The sequence below is a fragment of the Mycobacterium sp. PTI7 genome (genome assembly GCF_056679845.1).
In genome coordinates this window covers 3,684,148-3,700,387 of record NZ_CM155252.1, presented here as the reverse complement: position 1 = coordinate 3,700,387, position 16,240 = coordinate 3,684,148, and the positions used below count along the sequence as shown (strand labels likewise).

22 protein-coding genes are annotated in these 16,240 nt (G+C 70.7%); 13 read left to right on the top strand and 9 right to left on the bottom strand.

All coding sequences use genetic code 11. The annotated features are described in order from the left end of the window. Positions 1–16: 16 nt before the first annotated feature. Genes AC1MEY_RS17780 through AC1MEY_RS17770 form a run of 3 tightly spaced genes read right to left on the bottom strand, consistent with a single transcriptional unit; the run spans position 17 to position 2,041 of the window. Positions 17–268 (bottom strand): hypothetical protein, encoded by a 252-nt coding sequence (locus tag AC1MEY_RS17780; RefSeq protein ID WP_480226762.1) that lies wholly within the window; start codon positions 266–268, stop codon positions 17–19. Between the two features lie 28 nt (positions 269–296). Next, complete coding sequence (locus tag AC1MEY_RS17775) at positions 297–905, bottom strand: maleylpyruvate isomerase N-terminal domain-containing protein (protein WP_480226761.1); 609 nt, start codon at positions 903–905, stop codon at positions 297–299. After that, a complete protein-coding gene (locus AC1MEY_RS17770) occupies positions 902–2,041 on the bottom strand; it encodes a citrate synthase 2 (RefSeq protein ID WP_480226760.1) in 1,140 nt (379 codons plus the stop codon). Before AC1MEY_RS17770 ends, AC1MEY_RS17775 begins: the two co-directional genes overlap by 4 nt. A gap of 84 nt (positions 2,042–2,125) precedes the next feature. On the opposite strand from AC1MEY_RS17770, the gene pdxH reads away from it, so the two are divergent. From pdxH to AC1MEY_RS17735, 7 genes are all read left to right on the top strand, one after another. Next, on the top strand, positions 2,126–2,830 hold the full coding sequence (gene pdxH / locus AC1MEY_RS17765; RefSeq protein ID WP_480226759.1) for a pyridoxamine 5'-phosphate oxidase: 705 nt from the start codon (positions 2,126–2,128) through the stop codon (positions 2,828–2,830). Positions 2,831–2,862: 32 nt separating this feature from the next. Further along, positions 2,863–4,167 carry an MFS transporter gene (locus AC1MEY_RS17760; protein ID WP_480226758.1) on the top strand — a complete coding sequence of 435 codons (1,305 nt, stop codon included), beginning with the start codon at positions 2,863–2,865 and terminating at the stop codon, positions 4,165–4,167. 34 nt (positions 4,168–4,201) lie between these two features. Beyond that, positions 4,202–4,864, top strand: a complete 663-nt coding sequence (locus AC1MEY_RS17755) for a TetR/AcrR family transcriptional regulator (RefSeq protein ID WP_480226757.1) — start codon at positions 4,202–4,204, stop codon at positions 4,862–4,864. Then, on the top strand, positions 4,857–5,534 hold the full coding sequence (locus tag AC1MEY_RS17750; RefSeq protein ID WP_480226756.1) for a TetR/AcrR family transcriptional regulator: 678 nt from the start codon (positions 4,857–4,859) through the stop codon (positions 5,532–5,534). Before AC1MEY_RS17755 ends, AC1MEY_RS17750 begins: the two co-directional genes overlap by 8 nt. Before the next feature lie 60 nt (positions 5,535–5,594). Beyond that, positions 5,595–6,896: a citrate synthase gene (locus AC1MEY_RS17745; protein ID WP_480226755.1), complete on the top strand. Its 1,302-nt coding sequence runs from the start codon at positions 5,595–5,597 to the stop codon at positions 6,894–6,896. Between the two features lie 217 nt (positions 6,897–7,113). Further along, entirely contained in the window at positions 7,114–8,547 is a 1,434-nt protein-coding gene (locus AC1MEY_RS17740) for an MFS transporter (protein ID WP_480231545.1), read from the top strand. Then, positions 8,537–8,956 carry a MarR family winged helix-turn-helix transcriptional regulator gene (locus AC1MEY_RS17735; RefSeq protein ID WP_480226754.1) on the top strand — a complete coding sequence of 140 codons (420 nt, stop codon included), beginning with the start codon at positions 8,537–8,539 and terminating at the stop codon, positions 8,954–8,956. The genes AC1MEY_RS17740 and AC1MEY_RS17735 overlap by 11 nt, the downstream gene beginning before the upstream one ends. Here AC1MEY_RS17735 and AC1MEY_RS17730 read toward each other — a convergent pair. Next, positions 8,953–10,515 carry a phytoene desaturase family protein gene (locus tag AC1MEY_RS17730; protein ID WP_480231544.1) on the bottom strand — a complete coding sequence of 521 codons (1,563 nt, stop codon included), beginning with the start codon at positions 10,513–10,515 and terminating at the stop codon, positions 8,953–8,955. The genes AC1MEY_RS17735 and AC1MEY_RS17730 overlap by 4 nt on opposite strands. Continuing rightward, complete coding sequence (locus AC1MEY_RS17725) at positions 10,512–10,760, bottom strand: DUF2630 family protein (protein ID WP_480226753.1); 249 nt, start codon at positions 10,758–10,760, stop codon at positions 10,512–10,514. Before AC1MEY_RS17725 ends, AC1MEY_RS17730 begins: the two co-directional genes overlap by 4 nt. 88 nt (positions 10,761–10,848) lie before the next feature. On the opposite strand from AC1MEY_RS17725, the gene AC1MEY_RS17720 reads away from it, so the two are divergent. Genes AC1MEY_RS17720 through arfC form a run of 4 tightly spaced genes read left to right on the top strand, consistent with a single transcriptional unit; the run spans position 10,849 to position 12,077 of the window. After that, positions 10,849–11,160, top strand: coding sequence for an FKBP-type peptidyl-prolyl cis-trans isomerase (locus AC1MEY_RS17720; protein ID WP_480231543.1), 312 nt, complete (start codon positions 10,849–10,851; stop codon positions 11,158–11,160). Between the two features lie 5 nt (positions 11,161–11,165). Further along, entirely contained in the window at positions 11,166–11,756 is a 591-nt protein-coding gene (gene arfA / locus AC1MEY_RS17715) for a channel-forming protein ArfA/OmpATb (protein WP_480226752.1), read from the top strand. A gap of 10 nt (positions 11,757–11,766) precedes the next feature. Next, positions 11,767–11,922, top strand: a complete 156-nt coding sequence (arfB, locus tag AC1MEY_RS17710) for a channel accessory protein ArfB (RefSeq protein WP_480226751.1) — start codon at positions 11,767–11,769, stop codon at positions 11,920–11,922. Next, the gene (arfC, locus tag AC1MEY_RS17705; RefSeq protein ID WP_480226750.1) at positions 11,919–12,077 is read left to right on the top strand and encodes a channel accessory protein ArfC; all 159 of its coding nucleotides are present in this window, start codon (positions 11,919–11,921) and stop codon (positions 12,075–12,077) included. The genes arfB and arfC overlap by 4 nt, the downstream gene beginning before the upstream one ends. Here the strand turns inward: arfC and map are convergent. Beyond that, on the bottom strand, positions 12,074–12,850 hold the full coding sequence (map, locus tag AC1MEY_RS17700) for a type I methionyl aminopeptidase (protein ID WP_480226749.1): 777 nt from the start codon (positions 12,848–12,850) through the stop codon (positions 12,074–12,076). The genes arfC and map overlap by 4 nt on opposite strands. Before the next feature lie 85 nt (positions 12,851–12,935). Between map and AC1MEY_RS17695 the strand changes: the two genes are divergently transcribed. After that, complete coding sequence (locus AC1MEY_RS17695; RefSeq protein WP_480226748.1) at positions 12,936–13,202, top strand: helix-turn-helix transcriptional regulator; 267 nt, start codon at positions 12,936–12,938, stop codon at positions 13,200–13,202. Here AC1MEY_RS17695 and AC1MEY_RS17690 read toward each other — a convergent pair. From AC1MEY_RS17690 to AC1MEY_RS17680, 3 genes are read right to left on the bottom strand one after another with little or no spacing between them, the layout of a single operon-like run. Next, positions 13,199–14,551, bottom strand: a complete 1,353-nt coding sequence (locus AC1MEY_RS17690) for a sensor histidine kinase (RefSeq protein ID WP_480226747.1) — start codon at positions 14,549–14,551, stop codon at positions 13,199–13,201. The two genes, AC1MEY_RS17695 and AC1MEY_RS17690, sit on opposite strands and share 4 nt — an antisense overlap. Before the next feature lie 42 nt (positions 14,552–14,593). Beyond that, on the bottom strand, positions 14,594–15,304 hold the full coding sequence (gene prrA, locus AC1MEY_RS17685; RefSeq protein ID WP_480226746.1) for a two-component system response regulator PrrA: 711 nt from the start codon (positions 15,302–15,304) through the stop codon (positions 14,594–14,596). 51 nt (positions 15,305–15,355) lie between these two features. Further along, entirely contained in the window at positions 15,356–15,676 is a 321-nt protein-coding gene (locus AC1MEY_RS17680) for a hypothetical protein (RefSeq protein WP_480226745.1), read from the bottom strand. A gap of 34 nt (positions 15,677–15,710) precedes the next feature. On the opposite strand from AC1MEY_RS17680, the gene AC1MEY_RS17675 reads away from it, so the two are divergent. Then, entirely contained in the window at positions 15,711–16,196 is a 486-nt protein-coding gene (locus AC1MEY_RS17675) for a glycine-rich domain-containing protein (protein WP_480226744.1), read from the top strand. The last annotated feature ends 44 nt before the right edge of the window (positions 16,197–16,240 follow it).

Here is a 16,240-nt window from a genome sequence, read left to right as displayed (position 1 = left end):
TCCCGAAAGTCATCGGTCAGCCGCCGAGTTCGTCGACCGTCGCGTCCAGCGTGGCGGCCTGCTCCTCGATCTCGTGGTCGGACGGGTCCTCGCCGTCGAGGCGCTCGACGAGGTCGGCCCGCGAGATCACCTCGAGCGCACCGCGGTGCTCGTCGTCGTCGATGGCGTCGGAGTCGATCACCTCGGCGCGACCCTCGATCAGGACCAGCACCGCGTCGTCGTCATCGGCGTCGAGCAGCTGGCGTAGGTGGTCACTCGTAATCGTCATGGCCGCGGTATGCCCGCGCAGCCGACCGTCACACCACCGAGAAGCCGGCGGGCAGCGCCGCCCGTCCGGTGAGCGCCAGCAGTGCCGTCTCGCCGCTGCCGAGGGCGACGCCGACGCGGGTCGCCAGGACGGCCGCCTCCTCGAGCACGGCCGCGGGCAACGCGATCTCGACGCCTGCGGCGCGGGCGACGTCGAGGCCGTGCACCGCGAGTTCGAAGGTGCGGGTCGGCAGGTAGTCGCTCAGCCGGATGCCGAGTCCGCCGATCACCGTGATCAGCGGGTCACCCGCGGCCGCGACGTCGGCCAGCGCTGCCGACGCCAGCGCCGCGACGGCCGAGGCGGGATCGTCGCCCAGGTCGCGGCCGGCCTGCCTGCCGCGTTCGACGACGTCGGCAGCGCCGAGCGTGGACGCGTACTTCCGCATCCGCACGACGTAGTCGACGGCGCTGCCGAGGTCCGCGTGCTCGGCGGGGGAGCCCAGGTAGGTGCTGACCGTGACGAACGATCGCGACACGTGCCCGACGAGGGAGCGCAGGTCCCATTCGCCCAGACCGGGCCCGTCCCACGCGTCGGCCGGGATCCGACGCACCAGATCCGTGATGGCCTCCGCCGCAGCGGCGTACGTGGCGGCGCTCACGACGTCGTGACGCGGTCCCAGCCCGTGACCGACTCGACGCTGCGCGGCTCGGGACCCACGTAGATCGCGGCGGGCCGGACCAGCTTGCCGAGCCGCTTCTGCTCCATGATGTGCGCGCACCAGCCGGCGGTCCGCCCGCAGGTGAACATCGCGGGCATCATCCGGGGCGGCACGCCGGCGAAGTCGAGGATCACCGCCGCCCAGAACTCGACGTTGGTCTCGATCGCGCGGTCGGGCCTGCGCTCGCGAAGTTCGGCCAGCGCGGCCTGCTCGAGTGCGGCGGCCACCTCGAAGCGCGGCGCCGCCAGCCGCTGCGCCGTCGCGCGCAGCACCCGGGCGCGCGGGTCCTCGGCGCGGTACACGCGGTGGCCGAAACCCATCAGCTTCTCCTTGCGGTCGAGGATGCCCTTGACCACCGACCGGGCGTCGCCGCTGCGCTCGACCTCCTCGACCATCGGCAGCACGCGGGCGGGCGCGCCGCCGTGCAGCGGGCCGCTCATGGCGCCGACGGCGCCCGACAGCGCGGCCGCGACGTCCGCACCGGTGGAGGCGATCACGCGCGCGGTGAACGTCGACGCGTTCATGCCGTGCTCGGCTGCGCTCACCCAGTACGCGTCGATCGCCTCGACGTGCCGCGGATCGGGGTCACCCTTCCAGCGCGTCATGAATCGCGCTGTCACGGTGTCGCATCCGTCGATGGTGCGCTGCGAGATCGCCGGCTTGTGGATGCCTCGGGCGGACTGCGCGACGTAGGACAGCGCCATCACCGAGGCGCGGGCCAGCTGATCGCGCGCCGTCGCGTCGTCGATGTCGAGCAGCGGCTGGTAGCCCCAGATGGGGGCGAGCATCGCGAGGCCCGCCTGCACGTCCACCCGGACGTCGCCGCTGTGGATCGGCAGCGGAAACGGTTCGGCAGGTGTCAAGCCGTTGCCGAACTCGCCGTCGACCAGCAGCGCCCATACGTCGCCGAACGTGACGCGCCTGCTCACGAGGTCTTCGATGTCGACGCCGCGGTAGCGCAGCGCGCCGCCGTCCTTGTCGGGTTCTGCGATTTCCGTGGTGAAGGCGACGACGCCTTCGAGGCCGGCGACGAAGTCCTGGGGGATGCCGTCGGGCGCGACGGGCGAGCCACTCATGGCCGGAATTCTCGCACCTGCCGGGGAGGCCCTCGCTACCGGCCGGTAACGGCTCCCGGACGCGGCGGGCGTAGCGTTTCCGGCATGCCCGAATCCGTGCCCGCCGGGGCGGCCCACACCGGGTCCGACGACGATCGTGACCACCTCGTCCGGATGCGCGTCGAGTACGGGTCGGTCGAGAAGGACGGCAGCGCCGACCTCGACGAGGACTGGCTCGCCGACGGCTGGATCACGTTGTTGCGCAGCTGGATCGCCGACGCCGAGCGGGCCGGCGTGACCGAGCCCAACGCCATGGTGGTCGGCACCGTCGACGACCGGGGATGGCCCACGACCCGCACCGTGCTGTGCAAGGGCGTGGACGACTCCGGGATCACGTTCTTCACCAACTACGGCTCCGCGAAGGGCGGGCAGTTGGCCGTGCGTCCGTACGCGTCGGCGACATTCCCCTGGTATGCGCTGGGCCGTCAGGTGCACGTGCGCGGCGAGGTCAGCAAGGTGTCCGCAGAGGACACCGCCGAGTACTGGTCGAAGCGGCCGCGCGGCTCGCAACTGGGTGCGTGGGCGTCGCACCAGTCGGAGCCGGTGGCGTCGCGCGAGGCGCTGCTCGGCCAGCTCGCGGACGTGACGACCAGGTTCGCCGACCTCGAGCCCGTGCCGGTGCCACCCCACTGGGGCGGCTACCTGATCTCGCCGGTCGAGGTCGAGTTCTGGCAAGGCCGGGAGAACAGGTTGCACAACAGGATTCGCGTCGACGTCCGCTCCGGCACCCTCGAGCGACTGCAGCCGTGACGCCCCACGTCGCTCCGCTCGCCCGGTAACCGGTGGCGCGGCTCTTCGCCGACACCACACCCCTGCGCACCAAGGACTTCGCGCGGCTGTGGTGGGCAGGCATTCCCACGGTGATCGGTGCGGGCCTCACGCTGTTCGCGGTGCCCGTCCAGCTGTACGCGCTGACCCAGAACTCGGCCTACGTCGGGCTGGCCGGACTGTTCGCGCTGGTGCCGCTGGTGGTGTTCGGCCTGTGGGGCGGCGCGCTGGCCGACGCGATGGACCGCCGCACGCTGCTGATCATTGCGTCGTGCGGTCTGGCGGTGGCGTCGGTGCTGCTGTGGCTGCAGGCCGCGCTGCAGCTGAACAACGTGTGGCTCGTGCTGTGCCTACTGGCCTTTCAGCAGGCCTTCTACGCGGTCAACTCGCCGACCAGGGCGGCCGCGATCCCGCGCATCCTGCCCGGCGAACAACTGCCTGCCGCGAACGCGTTGAACATGACGGTGACGCAGTTCGGGTCCATCGTCGGGCCGCTGCTGGCCGGCATCATGCTGCACTGGGTGGACCTCTCCACGCTGTACCTGATCGACGCGATCACCTGCGTGCTGCCGATCTGGGCCACGTTCCGGCTGGGCCGGATCCCGCCGGCGTCCACGGAGCGCGGATCGGCACGGTGGGGGTTCGGCGCGGTCCTCGAGGGCTTCCGCTACCTGGCGGGCAACACCGTGGTGCTGATGTCCTTCGTGGTGGACCTGATCGCGATGATCTTCGGCATGCCGCGCGCGCTGTTCCCGCAGATGGCGCACGAGAGCTTCGGCGGGCCGATCGAGGGCGGCTCGACCATGGCCCTGCTGGCCGCCGCCATCTCGATCGGCGCGGTCGCGGGCGGCGTGTTCTCCGGCTGGCTGCCGCGCATCCGGCGCCAGGGTCTGGCGGTGGTGATCGCGATCGTGGTGTGGGGCTTGGCCATGACGGGGTTCGGGGTGGCGAGCGGGTTCGCGTTGTGGGGCGAGCGGAGCGACGGGGAATGGACGGGTCACGCCGGCACGCTGCTGTGGGTGGCGCTGGCGTTCCTGGTGGTGGGCGGCGCGGCCGACATGGTGTCGTCGGCGTTCCGGAACACGATCCTGCAGGAGGCTGCCTCCGACGAACTGCGCGGCAGGCTGCAGGGGGTGTTCATCGTCGTCGTGGCCGGCGGGCCGCGCGTGGCCGACACGCTGCACGGTGCCGCCGCGGCGGCGGTCGGGACCACGGCTGCCGCGGCGGGCGGTGGGGTGCTCGTCGTGGTCGGCGTGATCATCGCCGCGGTCGCGGTGCCCGCGTTCGTCCGGTACCGCGTCGCCGCGTCCGCGGCTTAAGCAGTTCTCATCAACCTTGGTTAATATCTCGCGCGTGGCCGAACCCTCGATGGATGCCGTTCCCGGCCTGCGTGAACGGAAGAAGCAGCGGACCCGCGCCACCCTGATCGACGCTGCCATGGACCTCTGCCTGCGGCAGGGGTACGAGAACACCACCGTCGAGCACATCGCGGCGGCGGCCGACGTGTCGCCGCGCACCTTCAGCCGCTACTTCACCACCAAGGACGCGGTGTTCCTCACGCTCATCGAGGACTACTCACACGAGGTGGCGCTCGAACTGGAGACGGTGCCCGCCGACGTCGGCCCGCTCGAGGCCATCCGGCAGGCGCACGTCGCGGTCCTCACCCGCGTCGCCCAGCGGCAGGTCGGCAGGATGACCACCGACCGGATCATCCTGATGCTGCGCATCATCAACGCCTCCGACGCGCTGAAGCAGGCCGCGTCGGACTTCAAGCACGACCACACCGAGGTCGTCATCGCCAAGCGGATGGGCGTCGACGTCGAGGATCGCCGGCGCCGGTTGGTCAGCGCGATCTTCGCGTCGATCATCGTCACCGCGTGTGGCGACCTGATCGCCGACACCGACAGCGTCCGGCTCGGCCCGCTGGTCATGGTCGAGCGCCTCGACGAGGCATTCGGCCACGTCGCGCAGTTCGCCGCGGACCTGCCCCACCCGTCGGAGGCCGGTCGTGCCTGACGTCGCCGACGGGCTCCGCGAGCGCAAGAAGCGCAGGACGCGGGCGATGCTGATCGAGGCGGCCGCCGACCTGTGCCTGCGCAACGGCTACGACAACACCACGGTCGAGCAGATCGCCGCCGCCGCCGAGGTCGCGCCCAGGACGTTCAGCAGGTACTTCCCGAACAAGGAGTGCGTCGTCGCCTCCATCACCGACGATCTCGACGAGTTGATCGCCGACGCCATGGAGCGGCAGCCCGACGGCATCACCGTCTACGACGCGCTGCTCGGGTCGTCCGTCCAGGTGCTGGCCGGCAGGAACGGATCCGAGACGCCGGGATTCCGGCGGATCGCGCTGCTGATCGAGATCATCAACGGGGCGTCGAGCTTCCGTGCGTCCGCGCTGGCGCTGCGGCACGACGTCACCAACCGCGCGACGATGGGCGTGATGGCCCGGCGGATGGGCGTGCCCGAGGGGGACCGCGCCGTCACCCTGGTCACCGACACGTGGGCGGTCATCTTCTCCGACTCGTTCGCCGGCCTCGGCCGACCGGGGAACGATCCGATCCGTCCGGACGTCATCTGCGACCGGCTCTCCGCGAGCGTCGAAGTGTTCCGCAGGACGTGGTCACCGTGGAATCCGTCGTCGTCGCCCGCAAGCCAACCCCACACGAGCGCGCCCGAGGGATAGCGACTACTTTCTTGGGTGACGGACACCCAGTTCCGGTCGACGAATCAGAAGGGACCCAACGTGCCCGATCAGTCCAGGTCCGACGAGGTCGCGACGCTTCGTTACCCAGGTGGCGAGATCGATCTCGAGATCTCGAAGGCCACCGAGGGATCCGACGGCATCGCGCTGGGTTCGCTGTTGGCCAAGACCGGATACACGACGTTCGACGGTGGTTTCGTCAACACCTCGGCCACGAAGAGCGCCATCACCTACATCGACGGTGACGCCGGAATCCTGCGCTACCGCGGGTATCCGATCGAGCAGCTCGCCGAGAAGTCGACGTTCATCGAGGTGAGCTACCTGCTCATCTACGGCGAACTGCCCACCGCCGACGAACTCGAGAAGTTCACCACCCAGATCCAGCGACACACGCTGCTGCACGAGGACCTCAAGCGCTTCTTCGACGGCTTCCCGCGCAACGCGCACCCGATGCCGGTGCTGTCGAGCGCGGTCAACGCGCTGTCGGCCTACTACCCGGATTCGGTGGACCCGTCGAACGCCGAGCAGGTCGAGCTGTCGACCATCCGGCTGCTCGCGAAGCTGCCCACCATCGCGGCGTACGCGTACAAGAAGTCCGAGGGCCAGCCGTTCCTGTACCCGGACAACTCGCTGACGCTGGTCGAGAACTTCCTGCGGATGACGTTCGGCTTCCCGGCCGAGCCCTACGAGGTCGACCCCGAGATCGTCCGCGCGCTGGACATGCTGCTGATCCTGCACGCCGACCACGAGCAGAACTGCTCCACCTCGACCGTCCGCCTGGTCGGCTCGTCGCAGGCGAACCTGTTCACCTCGATCTCCGGCGGCATCAACGCGCTGTGGGGCCCGCTGCACGGCGGCGCCAACCAGGCCGTGCTGGAGATGCTGGAGAAGATCCGCACCGGCGACGACGACGTGGCCACCTTCGTCAAGAGGGTGAAGAACCGCGAAGAGGGCGTGAAGCTGATGGGCTTCGGGCACCGCGTCTACAAGAACTACGACCCGCGGGCGCGCATCGTCAAGGAGCAGGCCGACAAGATCCTCGCCAAGCTCGGCGGCGACGACGAACTGCTCGACATCGCCAAGCAGCTCGAGGAGATCGCGCTCACCGACGACTTCTTCGTCGAGCGCAAGCTCTACCCGAACGTCGACTATTACACCGGCGTGATCTACCGCGCCATGGGATTCCCGACGCGCATGTTCACCGTGCTGTTCGCCCTCGGCCGGCTGCCCGGCTGGATCGCGCACTGGCGCGAGATGAACGGCGAGCCCAGCAAGATCGGCCGCCCGCGGCAGATCTACACCGGCTACACCGAGCGCGATTACGGGAACATCGAGGGTCGCTAGCCTCACCTTCTCCCCGCGCCTCACCTTCTCTCTGCGCCTCACCTTCTTCCGGCGAACAGACGTCAACTCCCCTCTTTGCACCTCAAGGAGGGGAGTTGACGTCTGTTCGCGGGAAAAGTGGCACCGCAGTCGCGGGAGACGGATGTCACCGCGCAGCGGCTTGTGATCTAGAAGCTTGTAAACCCACAATGGTTGTGTGAATGCAACCATCGATGACCTGACGCCCCGGCGCAAGATCATCGTGCTGGTGTCCTGCTGCCTCAGCCTGCTGATCGTGTCGATGGACGCCACCATCGTCAACGTCGCGATCCCGTCGATCCGCGCCGACCTGGGCGCCTCGGCGTCGCAGATGCAGTGGGTCGTCGACGTCTACACGCTGGTGCTGGCGTCATTGCTGATGCTGTCGGGAGCGACCGGCGACCGGTTCGGCCGGCGCCGCGTGTTCCAGATCGGCCTGACGGTCTTCGCGGTCGGCTCGCTACTGTGCAGTCTCGCGCCCAACATCGAGACCCTGATCGCAGCACGCCTCATCCAGGCCGTCGGTGGGTCGATGCTCAATCCCGTTGCGCTGTCAATCATCTCGCAGGTGTTCACCGGCCGGGTCGAGCGCGCCCGCGCACTCGGCTTCTGGGGCGCGGTCGTCGGCATCTCGATGGCGCTGGGTCCCACGGTCGGTGGTCTGCTGATCGAACTCGTCAGCTGGCGCGCGGTGTTCTGGATCAACCTCCCGATCTGTCTGCTCGCGATCGTCCTCACGGCGGTGTTCGTGCCGGAGACCAAGTCGCTGACCATGCGCAACATCGACCCCATCGGCCAGGGCCTGGCCGTGCTGTTCCTGTTCGGCATCGTGTTCACGCTCATCGAGGGTCCCGGCCTCGGCTGGACCAGCCCCGGCGTCCTCGCGATCGCCGCGGCGTCCGCGCTGGCACTGATCGCGTTCCTGCGCTTCGAGTCCCGGCGGCACGACCCGTTCATCGACCTGCGCTTCTTCCGGAGCATCCCCTTCGCGTCGGCGACGGTGACGGCCATCTGCGCCTTCGCGGCGTGGGGCGCCTTCCTGTTCATGATGTCGATCTACCTGCAGTCCGACCGCCAGTACTCGGCGATGCACACCGGCCTGATCTACCTGCCGATCGCCATCGGCGCGCTGCTCTTCTCGCCGCTCTCCGGCCGGCTGGTGGGCCGCTACGGGGCCCGGCCGTCACTGCTCGTCGCGGGCGTCCTGATCACGTGCTCGTCGGTGATGCTGACGTTCCTGACCTCGACGACGCCGGTGTGGCAGCTGATCGTGGTGTTCGCGGTGTTCGGCATCGGGTTCTCGATGGTCAACGCGCCGATCACCAACGCGGCGGTCAGCGGCATGCCGCTGGACCGGGCGGGTGCGGCCTCCGCGGTGACGTCCACCAGCAGGCAGATCGGCGTCAGCATCGGCGTGGCGCTGTGCGGCTCGGTCGCCGGCGCCGCCTTGACCGACCCTGGCGTCGACTTCGCGGCCGCGGCCCGACCGCTGTGGTTCGTGTGCGTCGCGATGGGCGTGGTGGTGTTCGTCCTGGGCCTCGTCTCGACGTCGGCGCGAGCGGTCCGGTCGGCCGAACGCGTCGCGCCGCTCATCGCGGGCACCCCGGCCGAGGAGGACGCCCGTGTCGGATGACGCTCTGGCCGACGACGTCTGGCGCGCGATGGCCGCCATCGTCTTCGACAACCGCGACACCTGGAAGCGCGAGGTCATCGAGACGTCGGGGCTGCCGTTCAGCCGCATCCGGGTGCTGCGGCGGCTGGCCGGACGGCCCATGACGGCCAAGGAGGTGGCGGAGTCGGCGACCATGGACGCCCCCGCCGCCACCGTCGCGGTCAACGACCTCGAGGAGCGCGGTCTCGTGGTGCGCGAGGTCAACCCGGCGAACCGCCGCTGCAAGGTGATCTCGCTGACGGACGCGGGACGTGACGTGGTGGCGGCCATCGCCGGCGTCGAGGATCCCGCGCCGCCGGCGTTCGACGCGCTCGGCGACGCGGACCTGCGCGCGCTCCGCGACCTGCTCGCGAAGCTGGCCGCGCACTAGCCCTCCAGCACCGCCATCGCCGCGCTGTGACCGCCGAGCCCGGACACCGCGCCACCGCGGCGGGATCCCGAGCCGCACAGCATGATCCGATCGTGCGCGGTCGCCACGCCCCACCGTCGCGCCGCCGTGTCCAGCGGTTCGTCGTCGGCGACGAACGGCCACGCCAGCCCGCCGTGGAAGATGTGCCCGGCGGTCATGCCGAGGGTCTCCTGCAGGTCGGCCGTCGTCTTGGTCTCGATGCACGGCTCGCCGTGGGCGTCGGTCATGACGACGTCCTGGATCGGTTCGGCCAGAACGCCGTTCAGCGACGTCAGCACCGCGTCGGTCAGCATGCGCCGCGCCTCGTCGGGGCTGCGCCCGATCGTCAGGTGGTGCGGGGTGTGCAGGCCGAACACCGTCAGCGTCTGCGCGCCGGCACGCCGGAGATCCTCGGACAGGATGCTCGGATCGGTCAGCGAATGACAGTAGATCTCGCATGGCAGCGGCTCGGGCACTGCGCAGCCGGCGGCCGCGTCGTACGCCGAATCCAATTGCGACAGCGTCTCGTTCACGTGGAACGTGCCGCCGAACGCCTGCTCGGGTGAGACGGAGTCGTCGCGGAGTCGCGGAAGGCGCCGCAGCATCAGGTTCACCTTGACCTGCGAGCCCGGGGCCGACGTCGGAGCGTCCTCGCCGAGCAGGCCGGCGAGCACCGTGGGCGTCACGTTGGCGAGCACCACCTCGCCGTGCACCAGGTGGTCGCCGGCGGCGGTGCGGTAGCGGACCTCGCCGTCCGGGGTGACGCCGTATGCCTCGGCGCCGGTGACGATCTCGGCGCCGAAACCCGCAGCGGCGTCCGCGAGCGCCCGGGTGACCGCGCCCATCCCGCCGATCGGCACGTCCCAGTCGCCGGTGCCGCCGCCGATCAGGTGGTAGAGGAAGCAGACGTTCTGCGCCAGCGCGGGATCGTCGGTACGGGCGAAGGTACCGATCAGCGCGTCGGTGGCCATGACGCCGCGCACCACGTCGTCGTCGACGGCCGCGGTGATCGCCTCCCGGATCGGACGGTCCATCAGCGCGGCCCAGGTCTCTGCTGAACCGCCGCCGTCGAGCACCGCGGCCCGCGCCGCCGACCTGGTGGTCAGCGGCTGGGTGAGGGTGGGCCACAGCCGCCGGGTGACCTCGCCGCAGCGGTGGTAGAAGTCGTCGAACCCCGCGGCGTCGCGGCCCGCGCCGATCGCGCCGAACTCGCTGTCCTCGCCGATCAGCAGTCCGGTGCGGCCGCCGTCGGCGGGATTGGGCGTGTACGAGGAGAAGCGGCGCCGGGCCAGCCGGACGTGGGCGCCGAGGTCGTCGACGATCTGCCGGGGCAGCAGGCTCACCAGGTACGAGTACCGGGACAGCCGGGCGTCGACGCCGTCGAAGGCCAGGGCGGAGACGGCGGCGCCGCCCACGTGGTCGAGCCGTTCGAGCAGCCGCACCCGCTTGCCCGCGCGGGCGAGGTAGGCCGCCGCGACCAGCCCGTTGTGCCCGCCGCCGACGACGACGGCGTCGAAGCGGTCCTGCCGGGCGGCGGTCAGTTCAAGTAGCCTTCGACCTCGCCCGCCGGTCGGACCTCGGCCTTGTCGGGATCCTGGCCGGCGTCACGCAGGGCGCGGCGCTGCCGCAGCAGGTCCCAGCACTGGTCGAGCTGAACCTCTACGGCGCGCAGGCGCTGATGCTCCTCGGTCTCGTCGATGTCCTCGTGCTGAAGCTTGTCGCGCAGATCGCGCTCCTCGGCGACGAGCTTGTCGACCTGGCTGAGAATGTCGTGGTCCTTGTCCATCCGTTCAGTCTGCCCGACTACCGTGATGGTCGTGGCGAGCGACAAGAAACCAGAGATCGAATTCCCCGACGGCCCCGCACCTAGCGAGATGGTCATCACCGACATCGAGGTGGGCGACGGCGCCGAGGCGGTGCCCGGCGGCAACGTGGAGGTGCACTACGTCGGCGTCGAGTACGACACCGGTGAGGAGTTCGACAGCTCCTGGAACCGTGGCCAGTCCATCGAGTTCCCGCTGCGCGGTCTGATCCAGGGCTGGCAGGACGGCATCCCCGGCATGCGGGTGGGCGGACGGCGCAAGCTCGTCATCCCGCCGGCGCAGGCCTACGGACCGGCCGGATCCGGGCACCGGCTGTCCGGCAAGACGCTGATCTTCGTCATCGACCTGCTCGACGTCCGCTGAGCGGAATGCCCGAGTGGCGCCAGGAGTCACGGCTCTACCGGGTGCGTCCCGGTGCGGGTTGGTGGGTGGCGCTCCTCGTCGTCCCGCTGCTGCTGGCGGTGATCGGCTGGGCCGGCTTCGGCGACCGAGCGATCGACGGCCGGGCCGTACCGAGCGCCGACCCGACGACGGCGATCGTCGAGGCCCCCGTGCAGCCGGGGCCGTCGACCCCCGCTGCCGCGCCGCCCGCGCAGTCGAACCTGCCGTTCGGGCCGTTCTCGATCGTGCGCACCAGGGACGGCTTCGACATCGGGGGCGCGATGCCCGACGCGGAGCAGAAGGCGTCGTTCATCGAGGCGATCCGGATGGGTCTGCCGGGCGCCGTCGTGGGTGACCAGCTCGGGGTGGATCCGGGTGTCCGGGTGCCCGACATCGCGCTGCTCGCGGGGGTCTTCAGCACCACCGCGAACATCCCCGGCTTCAGCGTGCGGGTCGACCGCGGCACGATCACGCTGACCGGGGTGGCGCCGAACGATCGGGAGCGGGCCACCGTGGAGTCGGCGACCGCCGAGGCCTGGCCCGGTCTGCCGATCGTCAACGACATCCGGGTGCGGTAGGGGAGTCGGCATGGATTTCGTCGTCCAGTGGATCTGCTACCTGGTGGCCTTCCTCGCCGGCTCCGGGGTGGCCTGGCTGGCGGTGGCGTTGACGGTGGGCCACGTCGGCGAGCAGGAGGCACTCGACGCGATGCCCGGCTCACGCGAGGTTGGGACGAACCGATGATCGACGTCAACTGGTGGCTGATGGCGCTGGCGTTCGTGATCGGCGCCGTGCTCACCGCGGTGTGGACGGTGCGCCGCGTCCGCCGCGAGGTGCCCGTCGGCGAGAAGCGCCGCAGCGCGGGTGCGGCGATCCTCGAGGGCGATCCGCCCGACTAACCCACCGGCGCCGGGGTGAGGATGCGCGGTCCGGCCTCGGTGATCGCGATGGTGTGCTCGGAGTGGGCGGTGTTCGAGCCGTCCGCCGACCGCAGCGTCCAGCCGTCGCCGTCCATGACCAAGCGGTCGCTCCCGCGCGCCCACCACGGTTCGAGGGCCAGCGTCATGCCGGCGCGCAGCACCAGGCCGCGACCGGCGCGCCCGCGGTTGGCGACGTGCGGATCCTCGTGCATCGTGCGACCCAGGCCGTGGCCGCCGAACTCGGCATTGACCCGGTAACCGGCGTCGGTGGCGACCTGGCCGATCGCGGCCGAGACGTCGCCCAGCCTGCCTCCCGGCACCGCCGCGGCGATCCCCGCGGCCAGCGCCCTACGCGTCGACTCGATCAGCGCCACGTCCGCGGGGTCGGCGGTGTCGCCGACGACGACGGTCACCGCGGCGTCGGCCACCCAGCCGTCGATCGACACCGCGAAGTCCAGGGTCAGCACGTCGCCGTCACGCAGCACGTGGTCGCGCGGCATGCCGTGCAGCACGGCGTCGTTGACCGACAGGCAGATGACGTTGCGGAACGGGCCGCGGCCGAAGGACGGCGCGTAGTCCCAGTAGCAGGACGTCGCACCGCGATCGGCGACCAGCGTGCGGGCGTGGTGTTCGAGCTGCATCAGGTTCACCCCGGGTTCGGCCTCCCGTGACAGCGTCGCCAGCACGTCCGCCACGAACCGGCCCGTGACCGCCATCCGGTCGATCTCGTCGGCGGTCTTCAGTTCGATCACGCGGGTCTCCGTTCGGGGTCGGTATTTCTATACCGCGTCCACGGTAGCAGCTTCCGGTATTTGAATACCGGCTATGCTGACGCCCATGGTGCGCGTACCGCTCAGCCCGGAACAGGTGGAGGCCGGTCGACGGCTGGGGTCGCTGATCAGGACGGCGCGGGCCGGCCGCGACCCCGAGACGGTCGCCCGCGACGCCGGCATCTCACCGGAGACGCTGCGCAAGATCGAGGTCGGCAGGATGCCCAGCCCCAGCTTCGGCACGGTGGTCGGACTCTGCCAGGCACTCGACATGCCGCTGCAGGACGCCGTCGACGCCTGGCGCGGCGCGACCGATCAGCAGGTGGCGATCTAACTCGGACCGGGCAGGCGCAGCAGCAGCCGCGCCCCGCCGAGCGGGCTGGTGCCCAACGACGCGCTGCCACCGTGCAATTCGGCCTGCTGCGCCACCAACGCCAGCCCGAGCCCCGAGCCCGAGTGCGACGCCGTCGACCCGCGGGAGAACCGGTCGAACACCACGGAGCGCTCCGCCTCCGGCACTCCGACGCCGTCGTCGTCGACCGCGATCTCCACACCCGCCCGCGAACTGACCGCCGACAGCTGCACGCGCGTGGCACCGCCGTGCTTGACCGCGTTGGCGATCGCGTTGTCCACCGCCAGCCGCAGTCCCGCGGGCAGTCCCAGGATGATGACCGTCGGCGCGGGCGCCAGCGACACCTCGAGGTCGGGGTAGACGCGCATCGCGTCGTGGGCGGCGCGGTCGAGCAGTTCGGTGATGTCGACGGGGACGTGGTCGTCCGACGTCGACAGCTCACCCTGGGCCAGGCGTTCCAGCGCCGACAGCGTGGCCTCGATCCGCGACTGCGTCCTGATGACGTCGCCGATCACTTCCTTGCGCTGATCGTCGGGCATGTCCAGGGTGGCGAGCACCTCGAGGTTGGTCCGCATCGCCGTCAGCGGCGTCCGCAGTTCATGCGACGACACCGCGGCGAAGTCGCGTGCCGACTCCAATGCCGACTTCGTCCGGTCCTGCTCGTCCCAGATGCGCTGCACCAGACCGTTGACGGCATCGGCGATCTCGACCGCCTCGGTCGCGCCACGCACGTCCACGTCGGGTTCGTCGCCGCCCAGGTCGATGGCCCGGGTCTGCTGCGCCAGCCGCTTCAGCGGACGCACGGCGAACGCGGCCAGCAGCCAACCCGCCACCGCCGCCGCGCCGATCGCGAACGAGCAGATCACGATGACCCTGCGGTGCAGATTGTTGGTGTCGGAGATCGTCGAGTCGTACGTCGCGCCGACCGCCACCGACATCTCGGGTGCGGCCAGACCCGGCACCCGGAACTCGACGGTGCGGACCCGGTAGCGGACGCCGCCCACGACGGTGTCGGCGTAGCCCGGTTCGAGGTCGGGTAGCACGACCGTCGAATTCGACGTGACGCTGCCCGCCTGCCGGACGGTGATGATCGCGTCCTGGTCACTGGGGGAGCGCGGGATCTGGTCGAGGCCGCGCGGCAGGAACGGGATCGCGAAGCCGGCGGCCTCGTCGAGCCTGCGGTCGAGGCGTTCCTTGCGGTCGTTGGTGACGCCGATCCAGACGATCGCGCCGACGATGCCCACCACGATCGCCGCGGCGATGGCCGTCGCGAACGCCACGCGCGTCCGCAGCGACGGGGTGCGGCGGAAGATCCTGGAGAGCAGGTTCACGCGCTGATCGCTACTTCAGTCTGTTCTTCGCGCAAGCGCTCATCACTGCTGCCTGAGCACGAAACCCACGCCACGCACCGTGTGCAGCAGTCGCGGCGCGCCGCCCGCCTCCAGCTTGCGGCGCAGATACCCGATGAACACGTCGACCACGTTGGTGTCGGCGGCGAAGTCGTAACCCCACACCAGCTCGAGCAGCTGCGCGCGGGACAGCACGGCGGTCTTGTGTTCGGCGAGGACGGCCAGCAGATCGAACTCGCGCTTGGTCAGGTCGACGTCGGCGCCGTTGACGCGGGCGCGGCGGCCGGGGATGTCCACCTCGAGCGGACCCACCGAGATGGTCTCCGACGAGAACGTCGCGGTCGAGCCGCGGCGGCGCAGCAGCGCCTTCACCCGCGCCACCAGCTCGGCCAGCACGAACGGCTTGACCAGGTAGTCGTCGGCGCCCGCCTCGAGGCCGGCCACCCGGTCGTCCACCGAACTGCGCGCCGACAGCACGCAGACCGGCACGTCGTTGTCCATCGCGCGCAACGCGGTCACCACGCTCACCCCGTCGAGGACGGGCATGTTGATGTCGAGGACGATCGCGTCGGGCCGGGTCTCGGTGGCGCTGCGCAGCGCCTCGGCGCCGTCGACGGCGGTGAACACCTCGAACCCCGACAGGCGCAAACCACGTTCCAGCGACGCGAGCACGTCGGGATCGTCGTCGACCACGAGTACCCGGGGTGAACTCACACCGCTGTCCATGGCGCACATCTTGCCCGATGGCGCACCCGCGATGCGGGAGGCGCGTGACCGACGGGCAGGTCAGCTGCTGCCGCCCCCACAGCCGCCGCCTCCACCGCAGCCGCCGCCCCCGCACGAGGAGCCCCCGCCACAGGACGCGCCGCCGCCGTGGTCGGATCCCCCGTCGTGGCCGTGATGGCCGCCGTACCCGTGCGAGCCGCCGTCACCGCCACCGGAGCCGTAGTACACGCCGGGGTAGCCCGATCCGCCGGCGGTCGTGCCTCCGCCGCTCGCCCAGAAGGCCGTCCGCCGTCGATCGCGCCTGCGGACCAGGACGTACGTCAGGGCGACGAGGACCGCCCCGACCGTCACCACCAGGAGGACCCCCACCACTGCCACCATGATCGAAGGGTACGCCCGCGCCTAGGCTGAGGACGTGCTCGTCAGGCGTGGTTCGGCCGTCCGCCGGGCGAACCGTGCCGTCGCGGACCTCGACCTCCCCGAGGCGGTCTTCCGGACCTGCCCGTGGCAGCCGCGGGAGTTGGTCGACCTGGGGCTGCGGCAGTGGCTGCGGTGCTGCGCCGCGGCCCTGTACGACAACGAGGTGATCGGGATGCCGTCGCATGCCGTGGACGAGGCGTGGCACGGGTTCATCCTCTGCACCGCCAGGTACGCGACGTTCTGCCAGTCGGCGTACGGCCGCTTCCTCCACCATCACCCCGAGGGCGGGGCGCCGCCCGGCTCCGGCGGAGACCCCATGTCCGAGCAACTGCGCCGCACCGTCGTCGCCTGGTCGGTCGTCGCGGGCCCGGGGGAACGGTGCGTGCTGTGGGACCTCGACGGCCGCATCGGGGTGGCCGAACCGTGGGGCGTGCCTGCGACGCAGGTCACAGCCGTCGAACAGGCGCTTCCCAGGGTCTGAACCACCTCCAACGCGGGTATCCACGACCGGGTCGGGACGCCCGT

Excerpts from the sequence above, each read along its gene's own strand:
- AC1MEY_RS17780 (WP_480226762.1), bottom strand. The coding sequence starts at position 268 with ATGACGATTACGAGTGACCACCTACGCCAGCTGCTCGACGCCGATGAC.
- AC1MEY_RS17770 (WP_480226760.1), bottom strand. The coding sequence starts at position 2,041 with ATGAGTGGCTCGCCCGTCGCGCCCGACGGCATCCCCCAGGACTTCGTC.
- pdxH (WP_480226759.1), top strand. The coding sequence starts at position 2,126 with ATGCCCGAATCCGTGCCCGCCGGGGCGGCCCACACCGGGTCCGACGAC.
- AC1MEY_RS17725 (WP_480226753.1), bottom strand. The coding sequence starts at position 10,760 with ATGGACAAGGACCACGACATTCTCAGCCAGGTCGACAAGCTCGTCGCC.
- AC1MEY_RS17720 (WP_480231543.1), top strand. The coding sequence starts at position 10,849 with ATGGTCATCACCGACATCGAGGTGGGCGACGGCGCCGAGGCGGTGCCC.
- arfA (WP_480226752.1), top strand. The coding sequence starts at position 11,166 with ATGCCCGAGTGGCGCCAGGAGTCACGGCTCTACCGGGTGCGTCCCGGT.
- arfB (WP_480226751.1), top strand. The coding sequence starts at position 11,767 with ATGGATTTCGTCGTCCAGTGGATCTGCTACCTGGTGGCCTTCCTCGCC.
- arfC (WP_480226750.1), top strand. The coding sequence starts at position 11,919 with ATGATCGACGTCAACTGGTGGCTGATGGCGCTGGCGTTCGTGATCGGC.
- AC1MEY_RS17695 (WP_480226748.1), top strand. The coding sequence starts at position 12,936 with ATGGTGCGCGTACCGCTCAGCCCGGAACAGGTGGAGGCCGGTCGACGG.
- prrA (WP_480226746.1), bottom strand. The coding sequence starts at position 15,304 with ATGTGCGCCATGGACAGCGGTGTGAGTTCACCCCGGGTACTCGTGGTC.
- AC1MEY_RS17680 (WP_480226745.1), bottom strand. The coding sequence starts at position 15,676 with ATGGTGGCAGTGGTGGGGGTCCTCCTGGTGGTGACGGTCGGGGCGGTC.